Source organism: Streptomyces sp. NPDC008086 (genome assembly GCF_042957325.1).
Taxonomy (GTDB): Bacteria; Actinomycetota; Actinomycetes; order Streptomycetales; family Streptomycetaceae; genus Streptomyces.
In genome coordinates this window covers 585,905-608,950 of the sequence record NZ_JBIBIA010000004.1, presented here as the reverse complement: position 1 = coordinate 608,950, position 23,046 = coordinate 585,905, and the positions used below count along the sequence as shown (strand labels likewise).

Annotated in this window: 19 protein-coding genes; 2 read left to right on the top strand and 17 right to left on the bottom strand. The window is 70.6% G+C overall.

Annotation, left to right across the window (positions count from 1 at the left end):
• Positions 1-26 precede the first annotated feature (26 nt).
• From ACFZBP_RS16915 to ACFZBP_RS16900, 4 genes are all read right to left on the bottom strand, one after another.
• Positions 27-1,742, bottom strand: coding sequence for a LytR C-terminal domain-containing protein (locus tag ACFZBP_RS16915; protein WP_391413804.1), 1,716 nt, complete (start codon positions 1,740-1,742; stop codon positions 27-29).
• Positions 1,743-1,768: 26 nt separating this feature from the next.
• Entirely contained in the window at positions 1,769-2,407 is a 639-nt protein-coding gene (gene nadD, locus ACFZBP_RS16910) for a nicotinate-nucleotide adenylyltransferase (RefSeq protein ID WP_383451102.1), read from the bottom strand.
• A 49-nt stretch (positions 2,408-2,456) separates the two neighbouring features.
• The gene (locus ACFZBP_RS16905; protein WP_383451105.1) at positions 2,457-2,621 is read right to left on the bottom strand and encodes a hypothetical protein; all 165 of its coding nucleotides are present in this window, start codon (positions 2,619-2,621) and stop codon (positions 2,457-2,459) included.
• A gap of 130 nt (positions 2,622-2,751) precedes the next feature.
• A complete protein-coding gene (locus ACFZBP_RS16900; RefSeq protein WP_217206364.1) occupies positions 2,752-2,913 on the bottom strand; it encodes a hypothetical protein in 162 nt (53 codons plus the stop codon).
• Positions 2,914-3,037: 124 nt separating this feature from the next.
• Between ACFZBP_RS16900 and ACFZBP_RS16895 the strand changes: the two genes are divergently transcribed.
• On the top strand, positions 3,038-4,138 hold the full coding sequence (locus ACFZBP_RS16895) for a M48 family metalloprotease (protein WP_391413800.1): 1,101 nt from the start codon (positions 3,038-3,040) through the stop codon (positions 4,136-4,138).
• A gap of 117 nt (positions 4,139-4,255) precedes the next feature.
• Here the strand turns inward: ACFZBP_RS16895 and ACFZBP_RS16890 are convergent, their stop codons facing one another.
• The 5 genes from ACFZBP_RS16890 to proB all read right to left on the bottom strand — a co-directional run bounded on the left by ACFZBP_RS16890 (position 4,256) and on the right by proB (position 9,438).
• Positions 4,256-5,332: a hypothetical protein gene (locus tag ACFZBP_RS16890; RefSeq protein ID WP_391413798.1), complete on the bottom strand. Its 1,077-nt coding sequence runs from the start codon at positions 5,330-5,332 to the stop codon at positions 4,256-4,258.
• A 122-nt stretch (positions 5,333-5,454) separates the two neighbouring features.
• Positions 5,455-6,057 carry a hypothetical protein gene (locus ACFZBP_RS16885; RefSeq protein ID WP_391413795.1) on the bottom strand — a complete coding sequence of 201 codons (603 nt, stop codon included), beginning with the start codon at positions 6,055-6,057 and terminating at the stop codon, positions 5,455-5,457.
• A gap of 119 nt (positions 6,058-6,176) precedes the next feature.
• Positions 6,177-7,463: a glutamate-5-semialdehyde dehydrogenase gene (locus tag ACFZBP_RS16880; protein WP_391413793.1), complete on the bottom strand. Its 1,287-nt coding sequence runs from the start codon at positions 7,461-7,463 to the stop codon at positions 6,177-6,179.
• A 104-nt stretch (positions 7,464-7,567) separates the two neighbouring features.
• Complete coding sequence (locus ACFZBP_RS16875) at positions 7,568-8,023, bottom strand: hypothetical protein (protein ID WP_383451566.1); 456 nt, start codon at positions 8,021-8,023, stop codon at positions 7,568-7,570.
• A gap of 287 nt (positions 8,024-8,310) precedes the next feature.
• Positions 8,311-9,438 (bottom strand): glutamate 5-kinase, encoded by a 1,128-nt coding sequence (proB, locus tag ACFZBP_RS16870; protein ID WP_391413790.1) that lies wholly within the window; start codon positions 9,436-9,438, stop codon positions 8,311-8,313.
• A gap of 211 nt (positions 9,439-9,649) precedes the next feature.
• Between proB and ACFZBP_RS16865 the strand changes: the two genes are divergently transcribed.
• On the top strand, positions 9,650-11,695 hold the full coding sequence (locus ACFZBP_RS16865; RefSeq protein WP_391413788.1) for a hypothetical protein: 2,046 nt from the start codon (positions 9,650-9,652) through the stop codon (positions 11,693-11,695).
• Here ACFZBP_RS16865 and ACFZBP_RS16860 read toward each other — a convergent pair.
• From ACFZBP_RS16860 to rpmA, 8 genes are all read right to left on the bottom strand, one after another.
• On the bottom strand, positions 11,664-12,905 hold the full coding sequence (locus ACFZBP_RS16860; protein WP_391413786.1) for a glycosyltransferase: 1,242 nt from the start codon (positions 12,903-12,905) through the stop codon (positions 11,664-11,666). The two genes, ACFZBP_RS16865 and ACFZBP_RS16860, sit on opposite strands and share 32 nt — an antisense overlap.
• Before the next feature lie 227 nt (positions 12,906-13,132).
• A complete protein-coding gene (locus tag ACFZBP_RS16855) occupies positions 13,133-15,238 on the bottom strand; it encodes a hypothetical protein (RefSeq protein ID WP_383451127.1) in 2,106 nt (701 codons plus the stop codon).
• Between the two features lie 117 nt (positions 15,239-15,355).
• Positions 15,356-16,855: an SDR family NAD(P)-dependent oxidoreductase gene (locus tag ACFZBP_RS16850; RefSeq protein ID WP_383451129.1), complete on the bottom strand. Its 1,500-nt coding sequence runs from the start codon at positions 16,853-16,855 to the stop codon at positions 15,356-15,358.
• A gap of 181 nt (positions 16,856-17,036) precedes the next feature.
• A complete protein-coding gene (locus ACFZBP_RS16845; RefSeq protein ID WP_391413783.1) occupies positions 17,037-18,245 on the bottom strand; it encodes a hypothetical protein in 1,209 nt (402 codons plus the stop codon).
• A 119-nt stretch (positions 18,246-18,364) separates the two neighbouring features.
• Positions 18,365-19,924 (bottom strand): alkaline phosphatase D family protein, encoded by a 1,560-nt coding sequence (locus ACFZBP_RS16840; RefSeq protein WP_383451135.1) that lies wholly within the window; start codon positions 19,922-19,924, stop codon positions 18,365-18,367.
• A gap of 167 nt (positions 19,925-20,091) precedes the next feature.
• The gene (locus tag ACFZBP_RS16835; protein ID WP_391413781.1) at positions 20,092-21,000 is read right to left on the bottom strand and encodes an FG-GAP repeat protein; all 909 of its coding nucleotides are present in this window, start codon (positions 20,998-21,000) and stop codon (positions 20,092-20,094) included.
• 227 nt (positions 21,001-21,227) lie between these two features.
• A complete protein-coding gene (obgE, locus tag ACFZBP_RS16830; protein WP_383451140.1) occupies positions 21,228-22,673 on the bottom strand; it encodes a GTPase ObgE in 1,446 nt (481 codons plus the stop codon).
• A gap of 106 nt (positions 22,674-22,779) precedes the next feature.
• Positions 22,780-23,034 (bottom strand): 50S ribosomal protein L27, encoded by a 255-nt coding sequence (rpmA, locus tag ACFZBP_RS16825; protein ID WP_010041940.1) that lies wholly within the window; start codon positions 23,032-23,034, stop codon positions 22,780-22,782.
• Positions 23,035-23,046 lie beyond the last annotated feature (12 nt).

The window sequence follows — 23,046 nt, the reverse complement described above, 5'->3', positions numbered from 1 at the left end:
GGCCTGCGGTTCTGTGCGGGCTGCGGTCACGACGACGGCTTGTAGTCCTGGCCGAGCACCACCGAGACATCCGCGTTCCCGGACACGTCCCCCTTCGTGACCGCGTCGGCGGACAGTCCGAGGGTCTTGGCGACCTCGGTGGCGTCGGCCTTGTCGGCGGCGTCGGCGTAGACGACCTCGGACGTGGCCTCGGCGGTGGCGGTACCGCCCTCCAGGAAGGTGAAGCCGCCGTTCAGCAGCACCACGCGGGCCTTCTCGGTGTTGTCCTTGACGCCGCTGGCGTTGCGGATGGACACGCGGACCGCGGCGTCCTTGTCGGGGCTCTTGGCGGTGCCGCCGAGGACGTTCTTGACGACACTGGCGCTCGCCTGGGCGCTGAGCGTTCCGTCGGTCTGGACGGGCAGCATGGCCGTCTTGTAGTCGCCGCCCTTGGCGAGCTCGGCGAGCTTGGCGAGGAAGGCGCCGAGGTCCTTGTCGGTCAGGGGCGGCTCGATGATCATGCCCAGCGTCTGCACGGTGACCGTCGCGCCCTGGGCGTCCGAGGTCAGCTTGCGCAGGGTGGCCTGCATGACCTGCCCGAACCGCTCCAGCTGCGCGTTCTGCGCCTCGCCCGAGCCCTGGTAGGTGGCGTAGGCGACGGCCATCTTGCCGCTGAGGGTCTGGGCGTTGCCCTTGCGGACGAGGGGCGCGCCGCCCTTGGCCTTGGCGTCCGGGTCGGGCACGTCGGCGTTGGTGTCGACCTCGATGTTGCCGACCAGGTCGACGAGGTTCTGCAGATACGGGGTGTCCAGCCGCCAGGTGCCCTGGATCTGGGTGCCGAGGACCGTGTCGATCGCGTCGCGGGTGCCGGAGGAGCCGTCGTCGTCGACCGACTTGGCCAGGGTCGTCGTGCCGTCGTCGCCGGTCAGGGCGAGGGAGTTCGGCAGCAGGACGGTGGTGCCCTGGTTGGTGGTGGTGTTGTCGACGAGCAGCGCCGTGGAGGTGCCGCCCTTCTTGGTGTTGTGCAGGTGGACGACGATCACGTCACGCTTCTGGGCGCCCACGGCCGTCGCCGTGCCCTCCTTGCTGTCGCTCGACGACAGACCGGGCAGCTTCCCGGCGTACCAGAGGTAGCCGACGCCGCCGGCCGCGGCGACCGCCAGGACGACCACGAGGGCGATCACGCGCGCGCGTGCCCGTCGCCGGGCCTCCTCGCGGCGCTCGGTGCGGTTCTCGGTGAACTTCAGCCAGTCGATGACGTCCTCGGAGGCCCCGTCGGGCTCCTCGACGAACGCGAACTGCTCGGTGTGGTACTCCCGGTCGCCCCGTTCCTGCTGGGGCTGCGGCTGCGGCTGCGGTTCCTCGACCGGTCCGGCCTGGTGCGGGATGTAGGCGGTCTGCTCGGCGACCCGGTGCTGCTGTCCGCTGGTGGCCGTTCGGCCATACGGGTCGTACGGCGGCGAGTGCGCGCCGGCCTGCTGGGGGTGCGTGCCGGTGCCGTACGGGTCGTAGGTCGGCACCGGCGGCTGCTGGCCGGTGTCGCCGGTCCCGTAGGGGTCGTACGGCGGGACCGGCTGCTGCCGGCCGGTCGCGTACGGGTCGTAGCCGTAGCCCTGCTGTGCGTACGGGTCGTACTGGTGCTGGTGTGGCTGTTGCTGGGCCGGGATCTGCCGGTAGACCGGCTGCCCGTACTCGTCGTAGCCGACGAGTTCGTACTGGTCGGCCTCGTATCCCGCGGCCCCCGCGTCGTATCGGTCGTTCACCGGTCGCCCCTCTCGGCTCACTCGCCTCACTCGCCGCGGTACAGCTCGCGCTTGTCGATGTAGCGCACGACTCCGTCCGGCACCAGATACCAGATGGGGTCGCCCTTTGCGACTCTCGCGCGGCAATCGGTGGACGAGATGGCCAGAGCGGGAACCTCGACCAGCGACACGCCGCCCTCCGGGAGCCCGGCGTCGGTGAGGTCGTGGCCTGGCCGGGTGACCCCGACGAAGTGCGCGAGGGAGAACAGCTCCTCCGAGTCCCGCCAGGTCAGGATCTGCCCCAGGGCGTCGGCGCCGGTGATGAAGAAGAGGTCCGTGTCGGGGTTGAGCGCGCGTAGATCACGCAGGGTGTCGACGGTGTACGTCGGGCCCCCGCGGTCGATGTCGATGCGGCTGACGGAGAACTGCGGGTTCTCGGCCGTGGCGATGACCGTCATCAGATAGCGGTCCTCGGCCGGGGAGACGTGCCGGTGGCTCTTCTGCCACGGCTGGCCGGTGGGCACGAACACGACCTCGTCGAGGTGGAACTGCGCGGCGACCTCGCTGGCCGCGACGAGGTGGCCGTGGTGGATCGGGTCAAACGTTCCGCCCATGACGCCCAGGCGGCGTTTGCCGGGGTTCGACGGGCCGTTTCCGGGGCCGGTAGGCATGTCCTGCTCTCCCATGCGTGCAGACCCTACCGGCCCCGCCTGAGGGCCCAGGCCTGTCCGTGACTCAGCGGTCGCGGTTGAAGCGGGTGGTGATCCACAGCAGGAGCAGCAGGATGACGAAGGCGCCACCCCCGGTGAGCCACGGGCTGATGCTTTGGTGGTTGCCGCCGTGCTCCTCGCCCTCGGCGGCGAGGGTGACCAACTGGGCAGCGGCGCTGTGGAAGCTCATCTTCGGCGTGACCTATCGGGTGTGGGCGGGATAAAGATGTCGGCCCATCGTAAGCGGGCGCCATGACGGGGATCACGCCGACTCCACCGTTGGGGCGCCTGGGCGGCCGGAGGGGAACCTTCCCGGGGGCTCAGTCGTCCTTCCGCCTGTAGCCCCGCAACAGGAACCACGCGGTCAGCACACAGCCCACGACCATCACGATCAGCACCACCCGGAGCAGATTCCCCGCCCCCTGCTGCTCGGCCGCGCTCGCGGCCTCGGTGAGCCAGGCGGCCGGGGGGTTGTGCTCCATGACGCGGAACTCCTTCGCTGTAGTGCCCGTCCACGGTAACTCCGCCTAGGCTGGGCTCTGCTTCGGGGGCGCAAAGGGCGGAACAAGGCTCTGCAAAGGGCCGCACAGAGCCATCCAGACGCACATGGGGGAAGACATGTCCGAAGGCCACGAGCACGACGGTCACGAGAACGTGCCGAGCAGGCAGCGCAGGCGTTTCCCGGGGATCTCCTCGCGTGCGTACGAACACCCGGCGGACCGCTCGGCCCTGGTGGCCCTGCGCAAGCTCAGCGGCTTCGACACCGTCTTCAAGGCCTTGAGCGGCCTGCTGCCCGAGCGCAGTCTGCGGCTGCTGTTCCTGTCCGACTCGGTCCGGGTCTCGGACCAGCAGTTCGCGCACCTCAACGACATGCTGCGGGACGCCTGTTACATCCTGGACCTGGAGAAGGTCCCGCCGATGTACGTCAACCAGGACCCGGTGCCGAACGCGATGTGCATCGGCCTGGACGAGCCGATCATCGTGGTCACGACGGGGCTGCTGGAGCTGCTCGACGAGGAGGAGATGCGGGCGGTGGTGGGCCACGAGGTGGGCCACGCCCTCTCCGGCCACTCGGTCTACCGCACGATCCTGCTCTTCCTCACCAGCCTCGCCGTCCGGGTCGCCTGGATCCCGCTGGGCAACATAGCGATCATGGCGATCGTGACGGCGCTGCGGGAGTGGTTCCGCAAGTCGGAGCTGTCCGCCGACCGGGCGGGGCTGCTCGTCGGGCAGGACCTCACGGCCTCGATGCGCGGCCTGATGAAGCTCGCGGGCGGCCACCATCTGCATGAGATGAACGTGGACGCGTTCCTGAAGCAGGCCGAGGAGTACGAGGCGGGCGGCGATCTGCGCGACTCCGTGCTGAAGATCCTGAACGTGCTGCCTCGCTCCCACCCCTTCACCACGGTCCGTGCGGCCGAGCTGAAGAAGTGGGCCGAGTCCCGTGACCACCAGCGGATCATGGACGGCCACTATCCGCGCCGCTCGGAGGACAAGGACACCTCGGTCACCGACTCCTTCCGCGAGTCGGCCTCCCACTACGCCACGCACGTGAAGTCCTCCAAGGACCCCCTCATGAAGCTGGTCACGGACATCGCCGACGGCGCGGGGGACCTCGGCGGCCGCGTTCGCCGAGGCTTCGGCGGCTTCACGGGTACGCCGCCCAAGGAGCAGCCACGCCGGGAGGAGGAGGGGGACAACACCTGACGGCCGCCCCCGGCTCCCGCAGCAGTTTCTCGCCCCCGCCGCCCCTACGCGTCCCATCCTTCTGGGGCTCCACCCCAGACCCCGCTCCTCGAACGCCGGAGGGGCTGAGCACGCGGCTCAGACCTTCGGCTGTGACCCCACCGCCAACGACCCGCACAGCGCCGTAGCCCCACCCGTGGCGTACGGGTCGGTCCCCGCTGGTCCGCCCTCCTTGGCCGTCTGCCCCGCCAGAAGCGGGTGCAGCCGGTTCGTCGAGTCCTCGGCACAGGACAGCGGCCCCGCCTGGACGTAGGAGACGACCAGCTGGGCCTGGCGCAGCCGCAGGTCCTCGCGGTCGAAGCGGAAGTGCAGCTCCCGCCGCACGGTGAAGAGCGAGGCCTCGCCTGCCTTCTCCCCCGCTTCCGCGGCCCGCAACGCGTACACGAACGTGTGATCGGCCGTGACCTCCAGCGTCGCGGAGTCGGTCTCCGCCGCCTGGAGCGTGCCCTGCACCCGGACCTTGCGATCGGCCAGCTCGGCCTGGGAGGCGTCGAAGCGAACCAGCCACCCGGTCGGCGCATGCCGCCCGTCCGCGGCCGGATGCCCGAAGCTCTGATCGAACTGGTCCAGTTGGTCGGGATCCAGCAGCACCCGCACCGGACGGATCTGTTCGCCGGTCAGCACCTCCGGATACAGCGCGGACCGCACGATGTAGTCCTTCGCGATGCTCAGCGCGTTCGTCACCTGACTGTCCGAGAAGTGCGCGGTGCGCCGCGCGGGCGGCAGCGGGATGCCCTCGGCGCCGATGCGGAACTGGGCGGCGGGACTGTGCGCGTACAGGTACTCCGGATCGGTCGCCCCGGGCACCTCGCCCTGCGGGGCGAGCGGGATGACGGTCATGCGCAGCGGCTCGGCGGGCGGCCCGGAGTTCGCGGGGGTCTGGTAGGGGTGCCGTACACCCATGTAGATCGCCGTACCGAAGGCCACGGCGATCAGCAGGACCAGGACCAGCGCCTGCCGGGACAGCCCCCGACGCATCGGCGCGCGGCGGCGTACGGCGGGCGCGTGGTCGGCCATGCGCTCCTGCGCGGAGAACTCCTGGAGGCGGGCAGCACGGACGAACGACTCGTCGAAGACGACGGATCGGTACTCGTCCTCGCCACCTCCGGGGCTGCCCTCGGGTGTCCCCTCAGGTGGGTCTCCTGGCCCTCCCATATCTTCAGGGTAGGTCGCCGGGAGGTCAGGTAAACGCCCTGGTACACGACAAGTTCTGACAGGTTCTCACCAGGACGGGAAGGCTGCCCTGGGTAGTGCTCAGGCCCTGGGTCGGGTTCCGGTCAGGGCCTGCGCGGTGTCGCCGAGACGGCCGGCTGGGAGTAGTCGGCGGATGCCGAGGGCGACGCCTCCCTGCCCTGTTCGAGGCCCGTGGACGCCGGCGGCGGAACCTGGTCCCTGCTGTTCGAGGAGGCGCCCCGGTAGACCGCCGTGAAGGCCAGCGCGACCATGCCGATGCCCATGACGAGGGCGAGCATCCAGGCGACGGGACGGTGCCAGCGGACCTGTTTGCCGTACGTCCCGGGAGCACCGTAACGATCTTCGAGGATGTCCGGGTCGTCCAGATCGTCCAGCTCGGGATCATGGCCGAAAGCGGTGCGGCCGTCGCGACCGTACCCCTCGTCGTATCGCTCGCCCCGGCCGTGTGCCCGGCGGGCCTCGGCCTCGGAGGCCTCCGCTCTGGCCTGGGCGGCGGCAAGGAGGCGCTCCACGGCGGTCGGCTCGTGCACCACGGCCGCCCGCACGAAGGCCTCGTCGAAGACCACGGAGGCGAACTCTTCGTCCGACACCCCGCGGTCGTGGTCGTCGTCGGGCTCCCAGCCGTCAGGGAACGGCGTGCCCCCCACGTCCTCCGGCACGGATCCAGAGTAGTCGTGGGGGGTCAATTTGGGCAGACGGTATGGAAATTCATCCAGCTGGCGAGACACCTCGGGTGCACCCCGCGCCGAACGGCGCTCCGACGCGCCCCCTGTCAGCGGGGCGCGCCCCCGGCGCGGGGGATTGCTCAGCGCCGTACGTGCCCGTCCCCGGTGACGATGTACTTGGTGCTGGTCAGCTCGGGCAGCCCCATCGGCCCTCGGGCGTGCAGCTTCTGGGTGGAGATGCCGATCTCCGCGCCGAAGCCGAACTGGCCGCCGTCGGTGAAGCGGGTGGAGGCGTTCACGGCGACCGTCGTGGAGTCGACCAGCTGGGTGAACCGGCGGGCGGCCTGCTGCGAGGTGGTGACGATGGCCTCGGTGTGGCCGGAGGTCCACAGCCGGATGTGCTCGACAGCCTTGTCGAGGGAGTCGACCACCGCGGCGGCGATGTCGTACGACAGGTACTCCGTCTCCCAGTCCTCGGTCGTGGCCTCGACGACCGTCGCCTTGGAGTCCTTGGCGTAGGCCATCACCCGCTCGTCGGCGTGCACCGTGACGCCGGCCTCCGCGAGGGCGTCCAGGGCGCGCGGCAGGAACTCGGGGGCGATGTCCTGGTGGACCAGGAGCGTCTCGGCGGCGTTGCAGACACTGACGCGCTGGGCCTTGGAGTTGATCAGGATCTCGATCGCCATGTCGAGGTCGGCGTGGGCGTCGACGTAGACGTGGCAGTTGCCGGTGCCGGTCTCGATCACCGGGACGATGGACTCGGTGACGACGGTCTGGATCAGCGAGGCTCCGCCGCGCGGGATCAGCACGTCGACCAGGCCGCGGGCCCGCATCAGCTCGCGCACGCTCTCGCGGCTCTCCCCCGGTACCAGCTGCACGGCGTCGGCGGGCAGCCCGGCCCCGCCGACGGCGTCGCGGATCACCCGGACGAGTGCCGAGTTCGACTCGTACGCCGAGGCCGAGCCGCGCAGCAGGACGGCGTTGCCGGACTTCAGACAGAGGGCGGCGGCGTCCACGGTGACGTTCGGGCGGGCCTCGTAGATGATCCCGACGACGCCCAGCGGGACGCGGACCTGGCGCAGGTCGATGCCGTTGGGGAGGGTGGAACCGCGGACGACCTCGCCGACCGGGTCGGGCAGCGCGACGACGTCCCGCACGTCGGAGGCGATGGCCCGCACGCGCTCCGGGGTCAGCGTCAGCCGGTCGATGATCGCCTCGCTGGTGCCGGCCTCCCGGGCCTTGGCGATGTCCTTGGCGTTGGCCTCGACGATTTCGCTCGTACGGACCTCCAGCGCGTCCGCGATGGCGAGCAGCGCGTCGTCCTTCTCGGCCCGCGGCAGCGGGGCGAGGTCGGCGGCGGCGGACTTGGCGCGGTAGGCGGCCCGGTTGACCGGGGACATGGAGTCGAACGGCGAGAGCGTGGTCATGAAAGAAGGGTAGTGCGACTGCGAGGCCGGTTCAGCGCTCGTTCCAAACCCCGAGACGAGCACCGCAGGTCACAAGGCCGGTCGATCAGGTCGCACGAGGCCGGTCAGTAGGGATGCACTCCCACCGGGCTCGCCGGGGGCAGCCCGTACCCCTCCGCGATCCGCTGGTGGTAGGTCTCGCGGTCGATGACCTCCAGGCCGACGATCTCCCAGGGCGGCAGCCCCGCGCTCTGCCGGTGCTCGCCCCACAGGCGCAGGGCGACGGCGGCCGCGTCGTGCAGGTCGCGGGCCTCCTCCCAGTAGCGGATCTCGGCGTGGTCGCCCGCGTACCGGCTGGTCAGCAGAAAGGGGTGGTCGTGGGCGAGCTGTTCGAGGGCGCGCCGCACCTCCTGCAGCGGGGCCTCCTGACCGGAGACGCTGAGGGTGACGTGCCACAGACGGGGCAGGTCCTTGGGCTCCTCGTACCGGCCCCCGGCTGCCACGCTCGTCAAGGCGCGCTCCTCACCGGCCGCGCGGGACGAGGCCCCACCGGCACTGCGGGACGCCGTCCCAGGGCGCACTCGTCTCACGACGGCCTCCTTTACGCAGTGACCGACTCAGTGGTCGTACGGAATGTCCCTGAGACAAAGTTGAGCAGGCCGCAAGTGCTCGCGGGGCGGTTTTGCGGAACGTCCACCTCAGGGCGACGTTTGAAGCGGGGCGTTCCCCCCGTTTTCGGCCGGGGGTCCGGGGGTTGACCCCCGGGCAATGCAGCGCGGAACGTCCACCTCAGGGCGACGTTTGAAGCGGGGCGTTCCCCCCGTTTTCGGCTGGAGGACGCCGGGCCGGCGTCGGCTCACCGAGGTGGCTACGGCTCCAGGATCACCAGGTCGTCCCGGTGCACGACCTCGCGCTCGTACTCCGCGCCCAGCTCCCGCGCCAGCTCCCGTGTCGAACGGCCGAGCAGTTGCGGAATCTCCTTGGCGTCGAAGTTGACGAGCCCGCGTGCGACGGCGCGCCCGGCGGTGTCCCGCAGTTCGACGGGGTCGCCCGCGCTGAAGTCGCCCTCGACGGCGGCGATGCCGGCCGGCAGCAGCGACTTGCGGCGTTCGACGACCGCCCGGACCGCGCCGTCGTCCAGCGTCAGCGAGCCCTGTGGGGTCGACGCGTGCTGGAGCCAGAGCAGACGGTCGGCGGAGCGCTTGCCGGTGGCGTGGAAGTAGGTACCGGTGTCGCCGCCGTGCAGTGCCTCGGCCGCGTGGATCGCGCTGGTCAGGACCACGGGGATACCGGCGGCGGCCGCGATCCGGGCCGCCTCGACCTTGGTGACCATGCCGCCGGTGCCGACGCCGGCCTTGCCCGTGCTGCCGATCTCGACGTGCGCCAGATCCTCCGGCCCGCGCACCTCGGCTATCCGCGAGGTACCCGGCTTGCTGGGGTCGCCGTCGTACACGCCGTCCACGTCGGACAGCAGGACCAGCAGGTCGGCGCGGACGAGGTGCGCGACGAGGGCGGCGAGGCGGTCGTTGTCGCCGAAGCGGATCTCGTCGGTGGCGACGGTGTCGTTCTCGTTGACGATCGGGAAGGCGCCCATCGCGAGGAGCTTGTCGAGGGTGCGCGAGGCATTGCGGTGGTGGGCGCGGCGGCTCATGTCGTCGCTGGTCAGCAGCACCTGGCCGACACGGACGCCGTGCCGGGCGAAGGACGCGGTGTAGCGGGCGACGAGCAGGCCCTGACCGACGCTGGCGGCGGCCTGCTGGCGGGCCAGGTCCTTGGGGCGGCGGCGCAGGCCCAGCGGGGCGAGTCCGGCGGCGATGGCGCCGGAGGAGACGAGGACGACCTCCTTCTCCCCGCCGCTGCGGCTCTTGGCGAGGACGTCGACGAGCGCGTCCACCCGGTCGGCGTCCAGGCCGCCGGACGCGGTGGTCAGCGACGAGGAGCCCACCTTGACGACGATCCTGCGGGCCTCGCGCACACCCTGCCTTGCCCCTGCCACCTGTGCTCTTTCCCCTCGCGTCCATCGGGTTGCCTGCTCGGCAATCTACGCGAAGTGGATCGTTCGGCGCGCGGGGATTCCAGCCCCCGGACAGGCGGGCGGAGACCGTCCGCGCCCGCTCCGGGACCCCCGGGACACATGCGTGTCGTCTGCAGGCCGCCGCGCGTTAACCCGGGCGCACGACGTCCGCGCCGACCTTGGAGTGACCGCGTTGCCCGTACCCCTGCCCCGCATCCCGGCCAGAGCACTCGTCACGGCTCTGCTGGCCGCGTCCTTCTGCGCCCAGGCCGTGGCGGCGCTGCGCCCGCACGTCCCGCTGCTGCTCGCCGCGACGGTCGTGTCCCTGGCCGTCGAGGGCGTGCTGTACCGCTGGCACCGCGGTGTGCTGTCGGTGTTCGCCAAGTCGCACGCGGACATCACCGTGCGGCATGTGCTGCGGGACCTGCTGCTGGTCGTGGCGCTGCTGCGGCTCGGCGAGCAGCACCGGGAGACGCTGTACACGCCGCTCGTCGCCGGGCTGCTCGCCTTCTACGCCCTGCACTGCGCGATCCAGGCGGTCTCGGTGCTGGTCCGCCGCACCCGCACGCTGCCGGTGGTCACCCGTAACATCGACGCCTCCGCTCTGCGTCTGTCCGCCGCCCCGTCGGTCCTGCTGCGCCGCCCCGCCCACCGGCTGCTGGTCTTCGGCCTCCCGGCCACCGCGGGCCTGCTCGCCACGGCGGCCACCGACGACCCGCGCTGCGGTGCCCTCGGTGTCGCGCTCTCCCTGGGGCTCGCCCTCCTCGGCCTGTACGACCTCGTCGTACGGCTGCTGCCGAGCCGTCGCCCGGCGAGCGAGCGGGAGGCCCTGGAGTGGCTGGACGCCTGGCTGGCGGAGTACCGGCCGACGGTCGGGCTCTACTTCTCCGGCGGCGCGTCCTCGGCGTACCAGGCGAACATGTGGCTGGAGCCGCTGGCGAAGCTGGAGGGCCGGCCGCTGATCGTGCTGCGGGAGCGGTTCATGGTGCAGAAGATCGCGCCGACCGACGTCCCGATCCTGTGTCTGCCGAAGGTCTCCACGCTGATGCGGCTGGAGGAGTCCTCGCTGCAGGTCCTCATCCACCCCTCGAACTCCGGCAAGACCTCCCAGGTCCTGCGCATCCCCACGCTCAAGCACACCTTCGTCAACCACGGGGAGAGCGACAAGCTGTCGTCCTGCAACCCGTACGCGAAGGCCTACGACGAGGTGTGGGTGGCCGGTCCGGCGGCGCGCGAGCGGTACGCGTACGCCGAGGTCGGGGTCGAGGACAAGGACGTGGTGGAGATCGGCCGCCCGCAGCTGGACGGCGTACGGCCGTACGAGGGCGCGCCGACCGGGGCGTGCACGACCGTCCTGTACGCGCCGACCTGGGAGGGCTGGGACGGCAATCCCGGCAACACCTCGGTGATCGAGGCCGGTGAGAACCTCGTGCGCGCGCTGCTCGCGGACCCGGGCGTACGGCTGCTGTACAAGCCGCACCCGCTGACGGGGTCCGTGGATCCGCGGGCCGGGGCGGCCGATCTGCGGATCCGTGAGCTGATCAGGGCGGCGAACCGGGAGCGGACCGGGGAGCGGCCGGGCGGAGGCGAGGAACTCGCCCGGCTGACCGCCGAGTTGGACCGGCTGACCGCGATCGCCGGGCGGGCGAGTGCCGACCAGGTGGAGCGGATGCTGCTCCAGTCGGCGCCGGAGCCGGGGCGGGCGGAGGCGGTGGCGCGGGCCACGGCAGCCTGGGAGGAGGCGTACTGGGCGTCGCTGCCCGAGTGGGAGCACCAGATCGTCACCGACGTCCGGCCCACGCTGTACGCCTGCTACAACCAGGCGGACCTGCTGGTCAGCGATGTGTCGAGCGTGATCAGCGACTTCCTGGCGAGCGGGAAGCCCTATGCCGTGGCGAACACCAGCGGCCTCGCGGAGGACGTGTTCCGCAAGGCCTTCCCGACCGTGCGCGCGGCGACCGTGCTGACGCCGGACGCCGCCGGGGTGCCGGAGCTGCTGGACGCGGTGCGGCACCCGGAGAAGGACGAACTGGTCGAGGCGCGGGAGGAGTTGAAGCGTCACCTGCTGGGGCCGGACGAGCCGACGTCGCAGGTGCGCTTCAACGAGGCCGTGCAGTCGCTGTGTTCGGCGGCGCTGGAGCACCGGGCCCGGATGGCCGAGCGGCTGGCGGCGGAGACCCCGGAGATCCCCGATCAGCGGCGGTCCGTCACGCCGCGGCGGCCCGCCCACCCGGCGTAGCCCCACCCGGCGTAGCCCCACCCGAGGCCCTCAGCACCCGGCGCGCCTTGCCCGCCGCACGCCGCAGGAACGAGTCCGCGCCGCCCTCGCGGTACCCGTGGAAGGCACGGGCCTCGCGGGGTTCGGCGAGGTACACGGAGTCGGGTATCCCCGCCGCCCGGTCCCGGAAGTGCGGGTAGACGAGGTAGACCCGGCGGCCCTTCTTCTCCAGGAGGGCCGCCGCCTGCTTCTTGGCCTTGACGAACTCCACGACGGGCAGCAGGAGGTCGGCGCGCTGGGCGGCGACCAGGTGCAGCCGAAGCCGTTCCCCGACCTTGAGGCGGCGGGCGATGTCCGGCGTCCAGTAGGCGTCCATGAGGGGCCCCGCCAGTTCCAGCTTGTGCTGCCTGACCTTCTCGCTGTCCCTGGCGTACACGGGCCCGAACTGCGGGAGCAGGGTGATGAGGAACGGGCGGACCATGAGCAGGTCGCGGCGGTCGCCGGCGGGTACGAGCTCGGCTATCAGGCTCATCAGGGCGCGCGCGGAGTCGAAGCGCAGGGTGTAGCCGCCGCTCTTCGTCACGTGCTTGCCGTCGTCGCGGCCGACCAGGTAGTAGCAGGTGTAGTCGGCGATGACGGAGACGCCGTCGGCCCGCAGATAGGCCTCCATCGTGAACAGCGCGTCCTCGCCGGTGAACAGGGACTCGTCGAAGCGCATGTTGTGCCGGGTCAGCAGCTCGCGGCGGAACAGCTTCTGCGCGCTCAGCGTGAACTTGATGTTGGAGGAGTAGACGTCGGTGCGGTCCAGCGTCTTGCCCCACATCGACTTGGGCGCGGTGCGGTTGACGCCCTCGACCTTGCCGAGCACGACATCCGTGCCGTTCTTGTCCGCCATCGCGACCATGCGCTGCAGGGCCTCGGGGCCCAGCCGGTCGTCGGCGTCCAGGAAGAAGACGTACCGCCCGGACGCCTTGCCCAGGCCGACGTTGCGCGGGCCGCTGGGCCCGCCGGAGTTCTCCTGGCGGATCACGGTCACGGGCATCGCCACCCGGGCCGCGAACTCCTCCAGGCACTCACCCGTCCCGTCCGTCGAACCGTCGTCGACGGCGATGACCTCGATGCGCTCCGGGTCGATGGTCTGTGCCTCGACGGATGCCAGGCACTCGACCAGATACGGCATCGCTTCGTACGCCCCGATGATCACGCTCACATCAGGCTGCGCAGCGGTCACGTTTCCCCCTTGTTAACGGGATATCTCCCCCGTATCGCCTCTTGGCTACCTGATAGACGGCCGAGGGGTGCAACCGGTTGCCTAGAACCTGTGTTTTCGTGACCCACATCACAAAGATCAACTGACATGGGATTACGTCAATCGGGCAAGGTAAGAGGCCCGTCAGAAACGGCGCGGCCCCCGAGGACTGGTTCCTCGGGGGCCGCGCCGTCGGTCGTTCCGCGGGGTCAGGCGGTCACGTCGTCCTCCGCCGTCACGACCCGCTGGGCGGGCACGCCCCCCGGCAGGGCCTCGGCGGCTCCGGCCGCCGCCCGTGACTCCTGGCCGACGTTGCGCGCCTCCGCCTTGATCGCGAGGTTCGCCACGGCGGTGTTGAACTGGTCGATGGACGTCGGCTCGTCCGGGCCGAGCAGATACCGCTTGAGTTCGCCCCGGTCCTCGGCCAGCGGGTCGGCCGCCGGGTCCCGTACGGCGTCCAGCAGCTCGCCCAGCTCGGCCGCGCTGTTGGACAGGATCGTCGCCGCGCGCACCGCGGTGTTCTGCCGCTTGAACTCCTCCACGCCCACCTCGGCGGAGTCCGTCACGGCGTACGGCTTGCCGCTGGCGATGAAGTCGGAGACCACGCTGGAGATGTCGGAGACCATCGCGTCGGAGACGTTGAAGCAGTCGTACAGACGCGGCTCGGCACCCGTGATGACGCGGTGCTCATGGCCGCCGAAGGAACGCCAGTACGCGGCGTTCCACTCGGCGCGCAGCCGGGCGACCTCCTCGTGCCGGGCCACGTCGACCAGCCCGTCGCGGGTGGCCTCGGCCTCGTCGCCGCCCTTGCCGTTGCCGCCGGCCTTGCCGGCCAGCTCGGCGAGGCGGGCCTCGATGCGGGCCAGCTCTGCCTTGGCGGCGGTCTGCGCGGCGGTGTCGGCGGTGAAGCGCGGGTCGGCGGCGCGCTCGGCGGCGGCCTTCTCGACCAGGGCGGTGATCCGGCGGTGCGCGGCGCCGGCCGCCTTGCTGACGGTGCCGGTGAAGGGGTGCGGCTTGTACAGGACGCGGACCGGCGGGTCGGCCTTGACCAGCTTCTTCACGATGTTCTCACCGGCGAGCACGATAGAGGTGTTGCCGGGGTTGCCGTCCCAGCCCTCCCAGGTCGGCGCGTACAGGACGGTCGGGACACGGCCGTCCGGCACCCCGCTCCAGCCCTGGATCGGCGCCAGCTGCGGGCGGCCGACCTCGACGATGTCGTCGTCGCGGACGCCGACGTCGGCTATGGCGTAGCGGTCGCGGCCCGCGCGGCCGGCGGTCCACACCTCGTCGTAGACCTTGCTGTACGGGTTGACGCTGGCCAGCTTGTCGCTGTCGCCGTGGCCGATGAAGACGTGCTTCATGGTGGGGACGCGCAGCAGGTGGATGTTCTTGCCGACGTTGGCCGCGTACAGCGCGACGCGCACGTTGGACAGGTCCAGGTTCATCAGGTGCACACCGCCGGGCACGCAGATGACGGGGACCGTGGTGGGGGCCAGGTTGTTCAGGATGGCCCGCTCACGCAGGATGATCAGCGGCCTGGAGTCCAGCTGCTCCATGGTCTCCAGCCACATGTTGACCTGGTAGGCGGAGTCCTTGGAGCCGGAGAAGTACAGCACCGTCTCGGGCCGGTACTCGGCCAGCCAGGCGTCGACGGCGGCCAGGACCTTGTCCGCGTTCGGCGGGATCTTCGCGCCGCGGACGTAGGGGACGAGCGCCAGCACGTACAGGCAGCCCACGCCGACCGTGATGCCGATGCCGGCGAAGCCGGCCACGGCCGACTCCAGGGTCGCCGAGACGAGGATGCCGGCGACGGCGGCGAGGTCGAGGTGCAGCATCTTCTCGGCGGAGCGGTGCAGCAGGGCGCGCGGCGGGGCGTCCGGGATGCGGATGCGCGAGGCGAGGTCGATGTTGCGGGTGGCGACCGGCATACGGCGGCGGTTGCGGATCAGGGTGACCAGCGCGCCGTGCGGGGCCTGGAGGCCGTAGAAGGCGATGAAGCAGGCGATGGCGCCGTAGTAGATCAGGTCGTCCGCGAGGCCGAGCCGGGCCAGCAACAGGATCAGCAGGAGCTGTCTGATCAGGAACCGGATCGACAGACCTGCCCGCACCTTGCTGAGGCGGTTGACCAGATAGCTGCTCTTGCGGTGCAGATAGTGGTCCGCCAGGTACGTCACGGCGGCCGCGGCCGCGAAGGCGGGGACGCTCGGGACGAGCGCGGCCAGCATGAGTGCCGGGAAGCCCAGCATCATGAAGGCCGCCGCGGCCAGCTCGGCCGCGCTGCCCACCCGGGCGACGCGAATAGCGGTGGATATCACGGAGAACCTGCTCAGGGAGAGGGGCCGGTCTGAAGGGGGAAGGACTCAGGCCCCTGTGAATTCTTCGTGAACGAAGAATCGCAGAGGCCTGAATTCCATAAGGCTATTAACTGATGATTATGCCATGCCGTCCTGGCGGTCCAGAACACTGGCCAGCGCCTGCTCGAAGCCGGACGCCTTTCCGGCGGGGGCCGTCGGGTCCTGCTGGCGGACGTCGATCACATGGCCGGTCAGCTCGGAGAGCAGCACGTCGAGGGAGGTCCGGGCGACGGCCTCGGAGGAGAGCAGGCTGCCCGCGGGCTCCTGGCCGAAGGCCTTGGTGCGCATGGGGGTGGCGGTGCGCTCCGGGTTGATGCAGTTGACGCGGATGCCGTCACCGGCCCACTCGTCGGACAGGGCCTGGGTGAGGTTCACCATGGCCGCCTTGGTGGAGGAGTACAGGCTGTACTCGGCGCGACCGCGGGTGTAGCTGCTGGAGGTGTACAGCAGCAACTGGCCCTTGGTCTCGGACAGGTACTTGTACGAGGAGCGCGCGATCTGCACCGGGGCCAGGTAGTTGACCTTCAGCGCCTCCTCGATGGTGGCGTTGTCGGTCTCGGCGAGCTTGCCTATGCGCAGCACGCCGGCGGTGTTGACGACGTAGTCGATGCGGCCGGTCTCGGCGTACGCCTTGGACAGCGCGTCGTCGACCTCCTCCGGGTTCTCCACGTGGGTGCCGGTGGTGGAGCGGCCCAGCGCGTACACCTTGGCGCCGTAGGACTCGGCGAGTTCGGCGATGTCCTTGCCGATGCCGTAGCTGCCGCCGAAGACGACGACGGTCTTGCCGGTGAGCAGCTCGCGGTAGGTCTCCTCGCTGACCTGCTCGGGAGTGGCGGTGGAGGCCAGCTGGAACAGCTTGTCGGCGATGAAGACGTCGACGGGCTGGGTGACCTTCATGTTGTACTCGTCACCCGCGACGACGTGGATCGGCACGTCCGGCAGGTACTTGAGCACGACGGAACAGTCGTCCGTGGCCTGGAAGTTGGGGTCGCCGGCGGCCACCTCGTAGGCCCGCTTGATCGTGGACAGCTTGAACGCCTGCGGCGTCTGGCCGCGGCGCAGCCGGGAGCGGTCCGGGATCTCGGTGATGAACTCGCCGTCCTCGCCGTGCGTGCGCGTGACGATGATGGTGTCCGCGGACGGGATGGCGACGTCGACGGCCTGGAACCGCTCCAGCGCCACGACACAGTCGTCGATCACGCGCTGTGACAGCAGGGGGCGTACGGCGTCGTGGAAGAGGACGTTGAGGTCCTCGCCCTCGGCCAGTCCCTCGCCGAGGGCGTCGATGGCGCGCTCGGTGGTCTCGTTCCGGGTCGAGCCGCCCTCGATGATCTTCTTGACCTTCGTGAATCCGGCCTTTGCGACGATCTTCTCGATGTCCGGTACATAACCGGGCGCCATCAGCACGATGACGTCGTCGATCGAGTCCGCCTTCTCGAAGGTGGTCAGCGTGTGCTCGATGACTGCCTTGCCGGCGATCTTCAGCAGCTGCTTGGGGATCGACAGACCCACGCGCTGACCGGTACCACCGGCCAGGATCACTGCGGTGGTACGGGGCTTGGCTATGTGCTGGGACACAGGTGACCTACCTTGTGGCGACTGGGAACTTGGAAATGGTCCCACTTGGGGTTACCGCAGTGCAAGGTGAGCGTCCCCGGCCGCATATGTGCGCGCAACCTGTCATTCACCTTGTACGCATGGTCATTGCAGAGAGGCCCTCCGGCGGTTCACGTTAATTGCTGTGAGTAACGGCACAGGCTCAGCGAAGCCGTAGCCGCTTGAGGCAACGATGGCCGAGTACCCGCACGAGTTCCTTCGACGACGTCCGGTGAACGGTGCGCGACCCGGCGGCCCCGGTGTGCCGTGCGGGTGCGGCGGCCACTGCCGCGAGAGCCCCGTAGAGCGCCTGCGCCGCAGCCTCCGGGGCGATGCGCGGCTCCTGGTCGGACCGGGGCGCGCAGCCCTGCGCGGCGGCCAACTGCACTGCGGACAAAAGGCGCATGTCGCCGATGACCCGTACGCCCGTCCCGTCAATACGCTCCGCGATCTCCGCACCGATCTCGGCGGCGGCCTCGACGGCCCACTGCGGGGTCCGGATCTTCACGTCTTTGGGACCGGGGGTGCACGTGTTCTTCATATGCATCACAGCGCCGTTCCGGACGAGCCGTGAATAGAGCTCCGCGGGCAGTTCATTGGCGCGGAATTCCTTATTAAGATTCCGCAGCATTTCGGTCTCGGCGCGGGTGAGCGAGCGATTCGCCGTGTCCGGAACGGGGTTCAGCAGCCGCGCGGGCAGTCCCAGCAGTGCCTCGAAGACACGCATCAGGCCCTCCCGGTCGCGGTCGTCGACCACGACGACGGTGACCCGCTCCGGGCCGACCACCCGGACCCATCGCTCGACGAGCCGGTCGTGCCGGTGCCGGTGCCAGAAGCTGGGGTTGGGCTTCTCGTACGGCGGCTTCCTGAGCATGTGCTCCAGCCAGTCCCCGTAGCCCATGCGCAGACCGTTCTGCACGTACTGCTGCCACTGCGAGGGCATGATCCGCGCCAGCGGGCGCAGCGTGACCAGGACGTGCACGCGGTCGCCGCCGAGCCGCTCGACGATCCGCCCGATCGTGTCGCCTTCGGGGGCGTCGGCGAAGAACTCACTGCTGATCACGGAGGTGCTCCGGCCGGTGGCGCGCACCTGCTCGAGGAACCGCTCCCAGTGCCGCTCGGTCGGCGCGGTGTCGCCCATCATCCCGGGGCGGGCGCAGGCGGCCAGGACCGCCTCCATGGGGTGCCGGGTGGTGGCAGGCCACGCGACACCGTGCCGGGCCATCTCGTCCCTCGCCGCGAACAGGGCACCCTGGATCGAGGTGGTGCCCGTCTTGTGCGGGCCGATGTGCAGCAGCCGGGTCCCGGTGGGCAGCGGGGTGATCACGCCGCCGTGGGCCGGGGACTCATCTCTCGTACAGTCCGTCTCCATGGTCAGAGGACGGTAAGAGGGCTTCCTGAGACTGTGCTGAGAGTGACCTGGGACACGGATGAGTCCCAGGTCCCCCACCAGCCGTCACGGGACTTGTGGAGCGTCCGAGCGCTACGGGGTCACACGACCTCGACGCCCGGCCGCCCCGCCTCGACCCGTAGCCTCGCCAGCGTGCTCGGCGTGGCCGCCTGCTGGCGCACCGTGTCCACGATCCGCACCTGCGCGTCGATGCCGTCGCGGCGGATGTCGAAGAGGTGGTAGCCGCGGTGGGCGTCGAGCAGCTTCCAGTGCGGGTTGTCCGGCACGCGCGGGTCCCACTCCTTGTGGAACGCGGCCTGGTCCTGGTCGCCGTTGCTGGAGACGGACGTACCGACGAACTCGGCGCCCACGACGGCCGAGCCCGGGTCGGCGTAGTCCTCCTTGAGGTCGCTGATCATCGTCAGATGGCGGTCGCCGGTGAACACGACCGGGTTGCGGACGTTCTTCAACTCCTGCATCAGGGCGTTGCGTTCGGCCTGGTAGCCGTCCCAGGCGTCGTAGTACCAGAGCTTGCCCTCGCCGACCTTGAGGTCGGTCTCGGCCATCATGATCTGCGAGCCGATCATGTTCCAGCGGGCCGGCGAGTGCCGCAGTCCGTCGAGCAGCCACTGCTTCTGCCCGGCGCCGAGCATGGTGAGCGAGGGGTCCTGGGCGCCTTCCTGGCTGGTGGCCTGGTCGCTGCGGTACTGGCGGGTGTCCAGCACGCTGAGCCGGGCGAGGCGGCCGAACTCCAGGCGGCGGTACATCTGGATGTGCGGTCCGTTCGGGACGGCGCTCGCCCTGACCGGCATGTGCTCGTAGTACGCCTGGTAGGCCGCGGTGAGGCGGGCCACGAACGCGTCGTGCGGCTGCTTGTCCGGGTCCTGTGGGATGTCGCCGGCGAAGTCGTTGTCGACCTCGTGGTCGTCGAAGGTGACCACCCAGGGCGCGTTCGCGTGCATCGCGGCGAGGTCCGGGTCGGTGCGGTACTGGGCGTACCGGTTGCGGTACTGGACCAGGCTGTACGGCTCCCCCGTGCCCTCGTGCCGGCGCACACCCGTCGCCGACGGCGTCGACTCGTAGATGTAGTCGCCGACGAACAGCACGAAGTCGGGGTCCTGGTCCAGCATGTCGGCGTACGGCGTGAAGTAGCCGTGCTGCCAGTTCTGGCAGGAGGCCAGCGCCATGCGCAGCCGGCCACCGGAGCTCGCCGGGTGGGGTGCGGTGCGGGTGCGGCCGACAGGCGAGATCTGTCCGCTCACGCGGAAGCGGTACCAGTACGTCCGGCCCGGGCGCAGCCGTCGTACGTCGACGTGGACGCTGTGCCCCAGCTCGGGCCGGGCCTGGGCGACCCCGCGGCGCACGGGCTTTCTGAACCGCTCGTCCTCGGCGACCTCCCACTCCACGGACACGACGCGGTCGGGCATGCCGCCGCCGTTCAGCGGGTTCGGGGCGAGGCGGGTCCACAGCACGACGCCGTCGGGCAGCGGGTCACCGGAGGCGACGCCCAGGCTGAACACGCCGTCGGGCAGCGGGGTTTCCGCGGCCCGCGCGGCGGTCGGCAGCCACAGCTGGGCGGACGCCGCCGCGCCCAGCACCGCCGCTCCGGCGGTCAGAAAGCGGCGTCGGTCGGGCGATACGGATCCGGAAACACCGGTCATCAACGAACTCCCCTGCCTCGCTGGCCTCTTGGACACTTCGGATGCTCACGCCCGTGGGCGGTCCGGCTGCTGAACTGCGAACTTCGCGTGCATGACAACTAGGGAGACAACAGAAGACCCGTCGCGGCACGGGAACGTGCCCTTGCCACAACGGGTCTGGCGGTCGATCAGTAGGTGAACCCGGAGCCGAGCTTCGCGTTCGCCGCGACCGTGCCGAGGGTCCCGGCTCCGAAGGCGAAGCAGCCGCTCGCGGTGGTCCCGGCCGACGTCGACCGCACCCACACCGACCCGGCGTTCGCGTCCTCCCCCGGTGCGGCGACGACGAGTTCCGCGCGGCCGTCGCCGTCGACCAGGTGGGTGGTGCGGCGACCGAAGGCGTCGCCGGCCGTCGGAGCGCTCGGCGGAGCCAGGAAACGGGGATCGGAATCGTCGTGGACGATCCGCTCGCCGGCGCCCGTGGAACCGTCCCGTCCGAAGAGGCCCTTGACGACCCGCGGGTTGGCGAGCCCCTCGATGACGACCAGGTCCCCGGCCCCGTCGCCGTCGACGTCCCCGACGGCGAGCTGCGCCCGGGCGCTGAGCCGGTCGTAGGTGTCGTGTCCGTACGCCAGTGCCGCCCCGCCGGAGAGCCCGTCCGCCCCGCCCCGGACGACCTGCACGAGCCCGGTCCCGGCACCGCCCTCGACGGAGTCCTCGCCGGTGACGCCGACGGTCAGGTCCGCGTATCCGTCCTGGTCGAGGTCGGCGCTGCCGACCGCGCCGCCGAACCCGTCGTCGGTCTCGGCGGAGTCGGGGACGCCGGGGGCGTTCTGCCTGACCACCTGGTGGGAGCCGGTGTCCTGCCCGCTCGCCGCCCCGTACACCACGGCGACGTACCCGGCCCGCACCTTGCCGTCGACGGTCGCCTCGGGTGCCGCGACCGCGAGGTCGGCGTAGCCGTCACCGTGGAAGTCGTCGTGCGCGGGCCTGCCGCTCGGCGCGGCGGCGCGGGCGTTCGCGGGGGTGGCGTTGACGGCGGGGTGCCGTGAGCGCGCCGAGGGCGATACCGGTGGCGAGGGCGAGCTTTCTGGGACCACGTCGACTCCGGGAATCCGAAGGGCAGTTGGTGTGCGCGGCGAGGTGGTTCAAGATCCTCGTCCGCGCCGCCCAGTACGACTCACCGGGGAGCGAGGGGGTTGCCCTGGGATTCGCCGGGGATCTTCCCGACGTTGACCAAACCGGCCACCGGGGGCGGCGGCCTGAGGGCGACGGCCCCCAGGCGAGGGCACCGGCAACGTCCGGCGCCCCCTCAGTCACGGCTGTCTCAGAACGGCTCGAAGTCGTCGAACTCCTGCGTCGCCTCGTCCCGCTCGGCCTGCTTGTCCCGTCGCCGCTGCGCGGCGGGCCGCGGCGCCTCGAAGCGATGGTCCTCGCCACGGCGTCCGAGCATCTCGGCGCCGGCCATCACGGTCGGCTCCCAGTCGAAGACGACGGCGTTCTCCTCGGGGCCGATGGCGACACCGTCACCGGAGCGGGCCCCCGCCTTCATCAACTCCTCTTCGACACCGAGCCGGTTGAGCCGGTCGGCGAGATACCCGACCGCCTCGTCGTTGTTGAAGTCGGTCTGCCGCACCCAGCGCTCGGGCTTCTCGCCGCGCACCCGGAACAGCGGCTCGCCGCCGCTCTCCTCGCGGGTCACGGTGAACCCGGCGTCGTCGACGGCCTTCGGCCGGATCACGATCCGCGTCGCCTCTTCCTTCGGCTTCGCGGCACGTGCCTGGCCGACCAGCTCGGCCAGCGCGAACGACAGCTCCTTCAGCCCGGTGTGCGCGACGGCGGACACCTCGAAGACCCGGTAGCCACGGGCCTGAAGGTCCGGCCGCACCATCTCGGCGAGGTCCTTGCCGTCCGGTACGTCGATCTTGTTCAGGACGACGATCCGCGGCCGGTTGTCGAGCCCGCCGTACTCCCGCAGCTCCGCCTCGATGATGTCCAGGTCGGAGACGGGGTCGCGGTCGGACTCCAGCGTCGCGGTGTCCAGGACGTGCACCAGCACGCTGCACCGCTCGACGTGCCGCAGGAACTCCAGGCCCAGGCCCTTGCCCTGGCTGGCACCCGGGATGAGTCCGGGGACGTCGGCGATGGTGTAGACGGTCGAACCGGCGGTCACCACGCCGAGGTTCGGCACGAGCGTCGTGAAGGGGTAGTCCGCGATCTTCGGCTTGGCGGCGCTCAGCACGGAGATCAGCGAGGACTTGCCGGCGCTCGGATACCCGACGAGCGCCACGTCGGCGACCGTCTTCAGCTCCAGCACGATGTCCTGGAGGTCCCCCGGCACACCGAGCAGCGCGAAGCCGGGCGCCTTGCGCCGGGCCGACGCCAGCGCGGCGTTCCCGAGCCCGCCCCGGCCGCCCTGCGCGGCGACGTACGAGGTGCCCTGGCCGACGAGGTCGGCGAGGACGTTGCCGGCCTTGTCGAGGACGACGGTGCCGTCCGGCACGGGAAGGACCAGGTCCTGCCCGTCCTTCCCCGACCGGTTGCCGCCCTCGCCGGGCTTGCCGTTGGTGGCCTTGCGGTGCGGGGAGTGGTGGTAGTCGAGCAGCGTGGTGATCGACTGGTCCACGGTGAGGATCACGTCCCCGCCGCGCCCGCCGTTGCCGCCGTCGGGCCCGCCGAGCGGCTTGAACTTCTCACGGTGGACGGAGGCACAGCCGTGGCCTCCGTTACCCGCGGCGACATGCAGCTCGACGCGGTCCACGAAGGTGGTCATGGGATGTGCCTCCAGTTACGTACGGGGTGTTCTCTGAGAACTAACACGCGAAAGGCGGACCCGCTTCCCGTGAGGGAAGTGAGGTCCGCCTCGCGAAAGCTTCCGATCAGGCGACCGGAACGATGTTCACGACCTTGCGGCCACGGTGGGTGCCGAACTGCACCGAACCGGCCTGCAGGGCGAACAGCGTGTCGTCGCCGCCACGGCCGACGCCCGCACCGGGGTGGAAGTGGGTGCCGCGCTGACGGACCAGGATCTCGCCCGCGTTGACGACCTGACCACCGAAGCGCTTCACGCCGAGGCGCTGAGCGTTGGAGTCACGACCGTTACGGGTGGACGATGCGCCCTTCTTGTGTGCCATCTCTCCTCAGTC

Coding starts and splice junctions, on each gene's coding strand:
- ACFZBP_RS16880 (WP_391413793.1), bottom strand. CDS start 7,463: ATGACCACGCTCTCGCCGTTCGACTCCATGTCCCCGGTCAACCGGGCC.
- ACFZBP_RS16905 (WP_383451105.1), bottom strand. CDS start 2,621: ATGAGCTTCCACAGCGCCGCTGCCCAGTTGGTCACCCTCGCCGCCGAG.
- rpmA (WP_010041940.1), bottom strand. CDS start 23,034: ATGGCACACAAGAAGGGCGCATCGTCCACCCGTAACGGTCGTGACTCC.
- ACFZBP_RS16845 (WP_391413783.1), bottom strand. CDS start 18,245: ATGGAGACGGACTGTACGAGAGATGAGTCCCCGGCCCACGGCGGCGTG.
- nadD (WP_383451102.1), bottom strand. CDS start 2,407: ATGGGAGAGCAGGACATGCCTACCGGCCCCGGAAACGGCCCGTCGAAC.
- ACFZBP_RS16890 (WP_391413798.1), bottom strand. CDS start 5,332: ATGGGAGGGCCAGGAGACCCACCTGAGGGGACACCCGAGGGCAGCCCC.
- ACFZBP_RS16895 (WP_391413800.1), top strand. CDS start 3,038: ATGGGGGAAGACATGTCCGAAGGCCACGAGCACGACGGTCACGAGAAC.
- ACFZBP_RS16900 (WP_217206364.1), bottom strand. CDS start 2,913: ATGGAGCACAACCCCCCGGCCGCCTGGCTCACCGAGGCCGCGAGCGCG.
- ACFZBP_RS16840 (WP_383451135.1), bottom strand. CDS start 19,924: ATGACCGGTGTTTCCGGATCCGTATCGCCCGACCGACGCCGCTTTCTG.
- obgE (WP_383451140.1), bottom strand. CDS start 22,673: ATGACCACCTTCGTGGACCGCGTCGAGCTGCATGTCGCCGCGGGTAAC.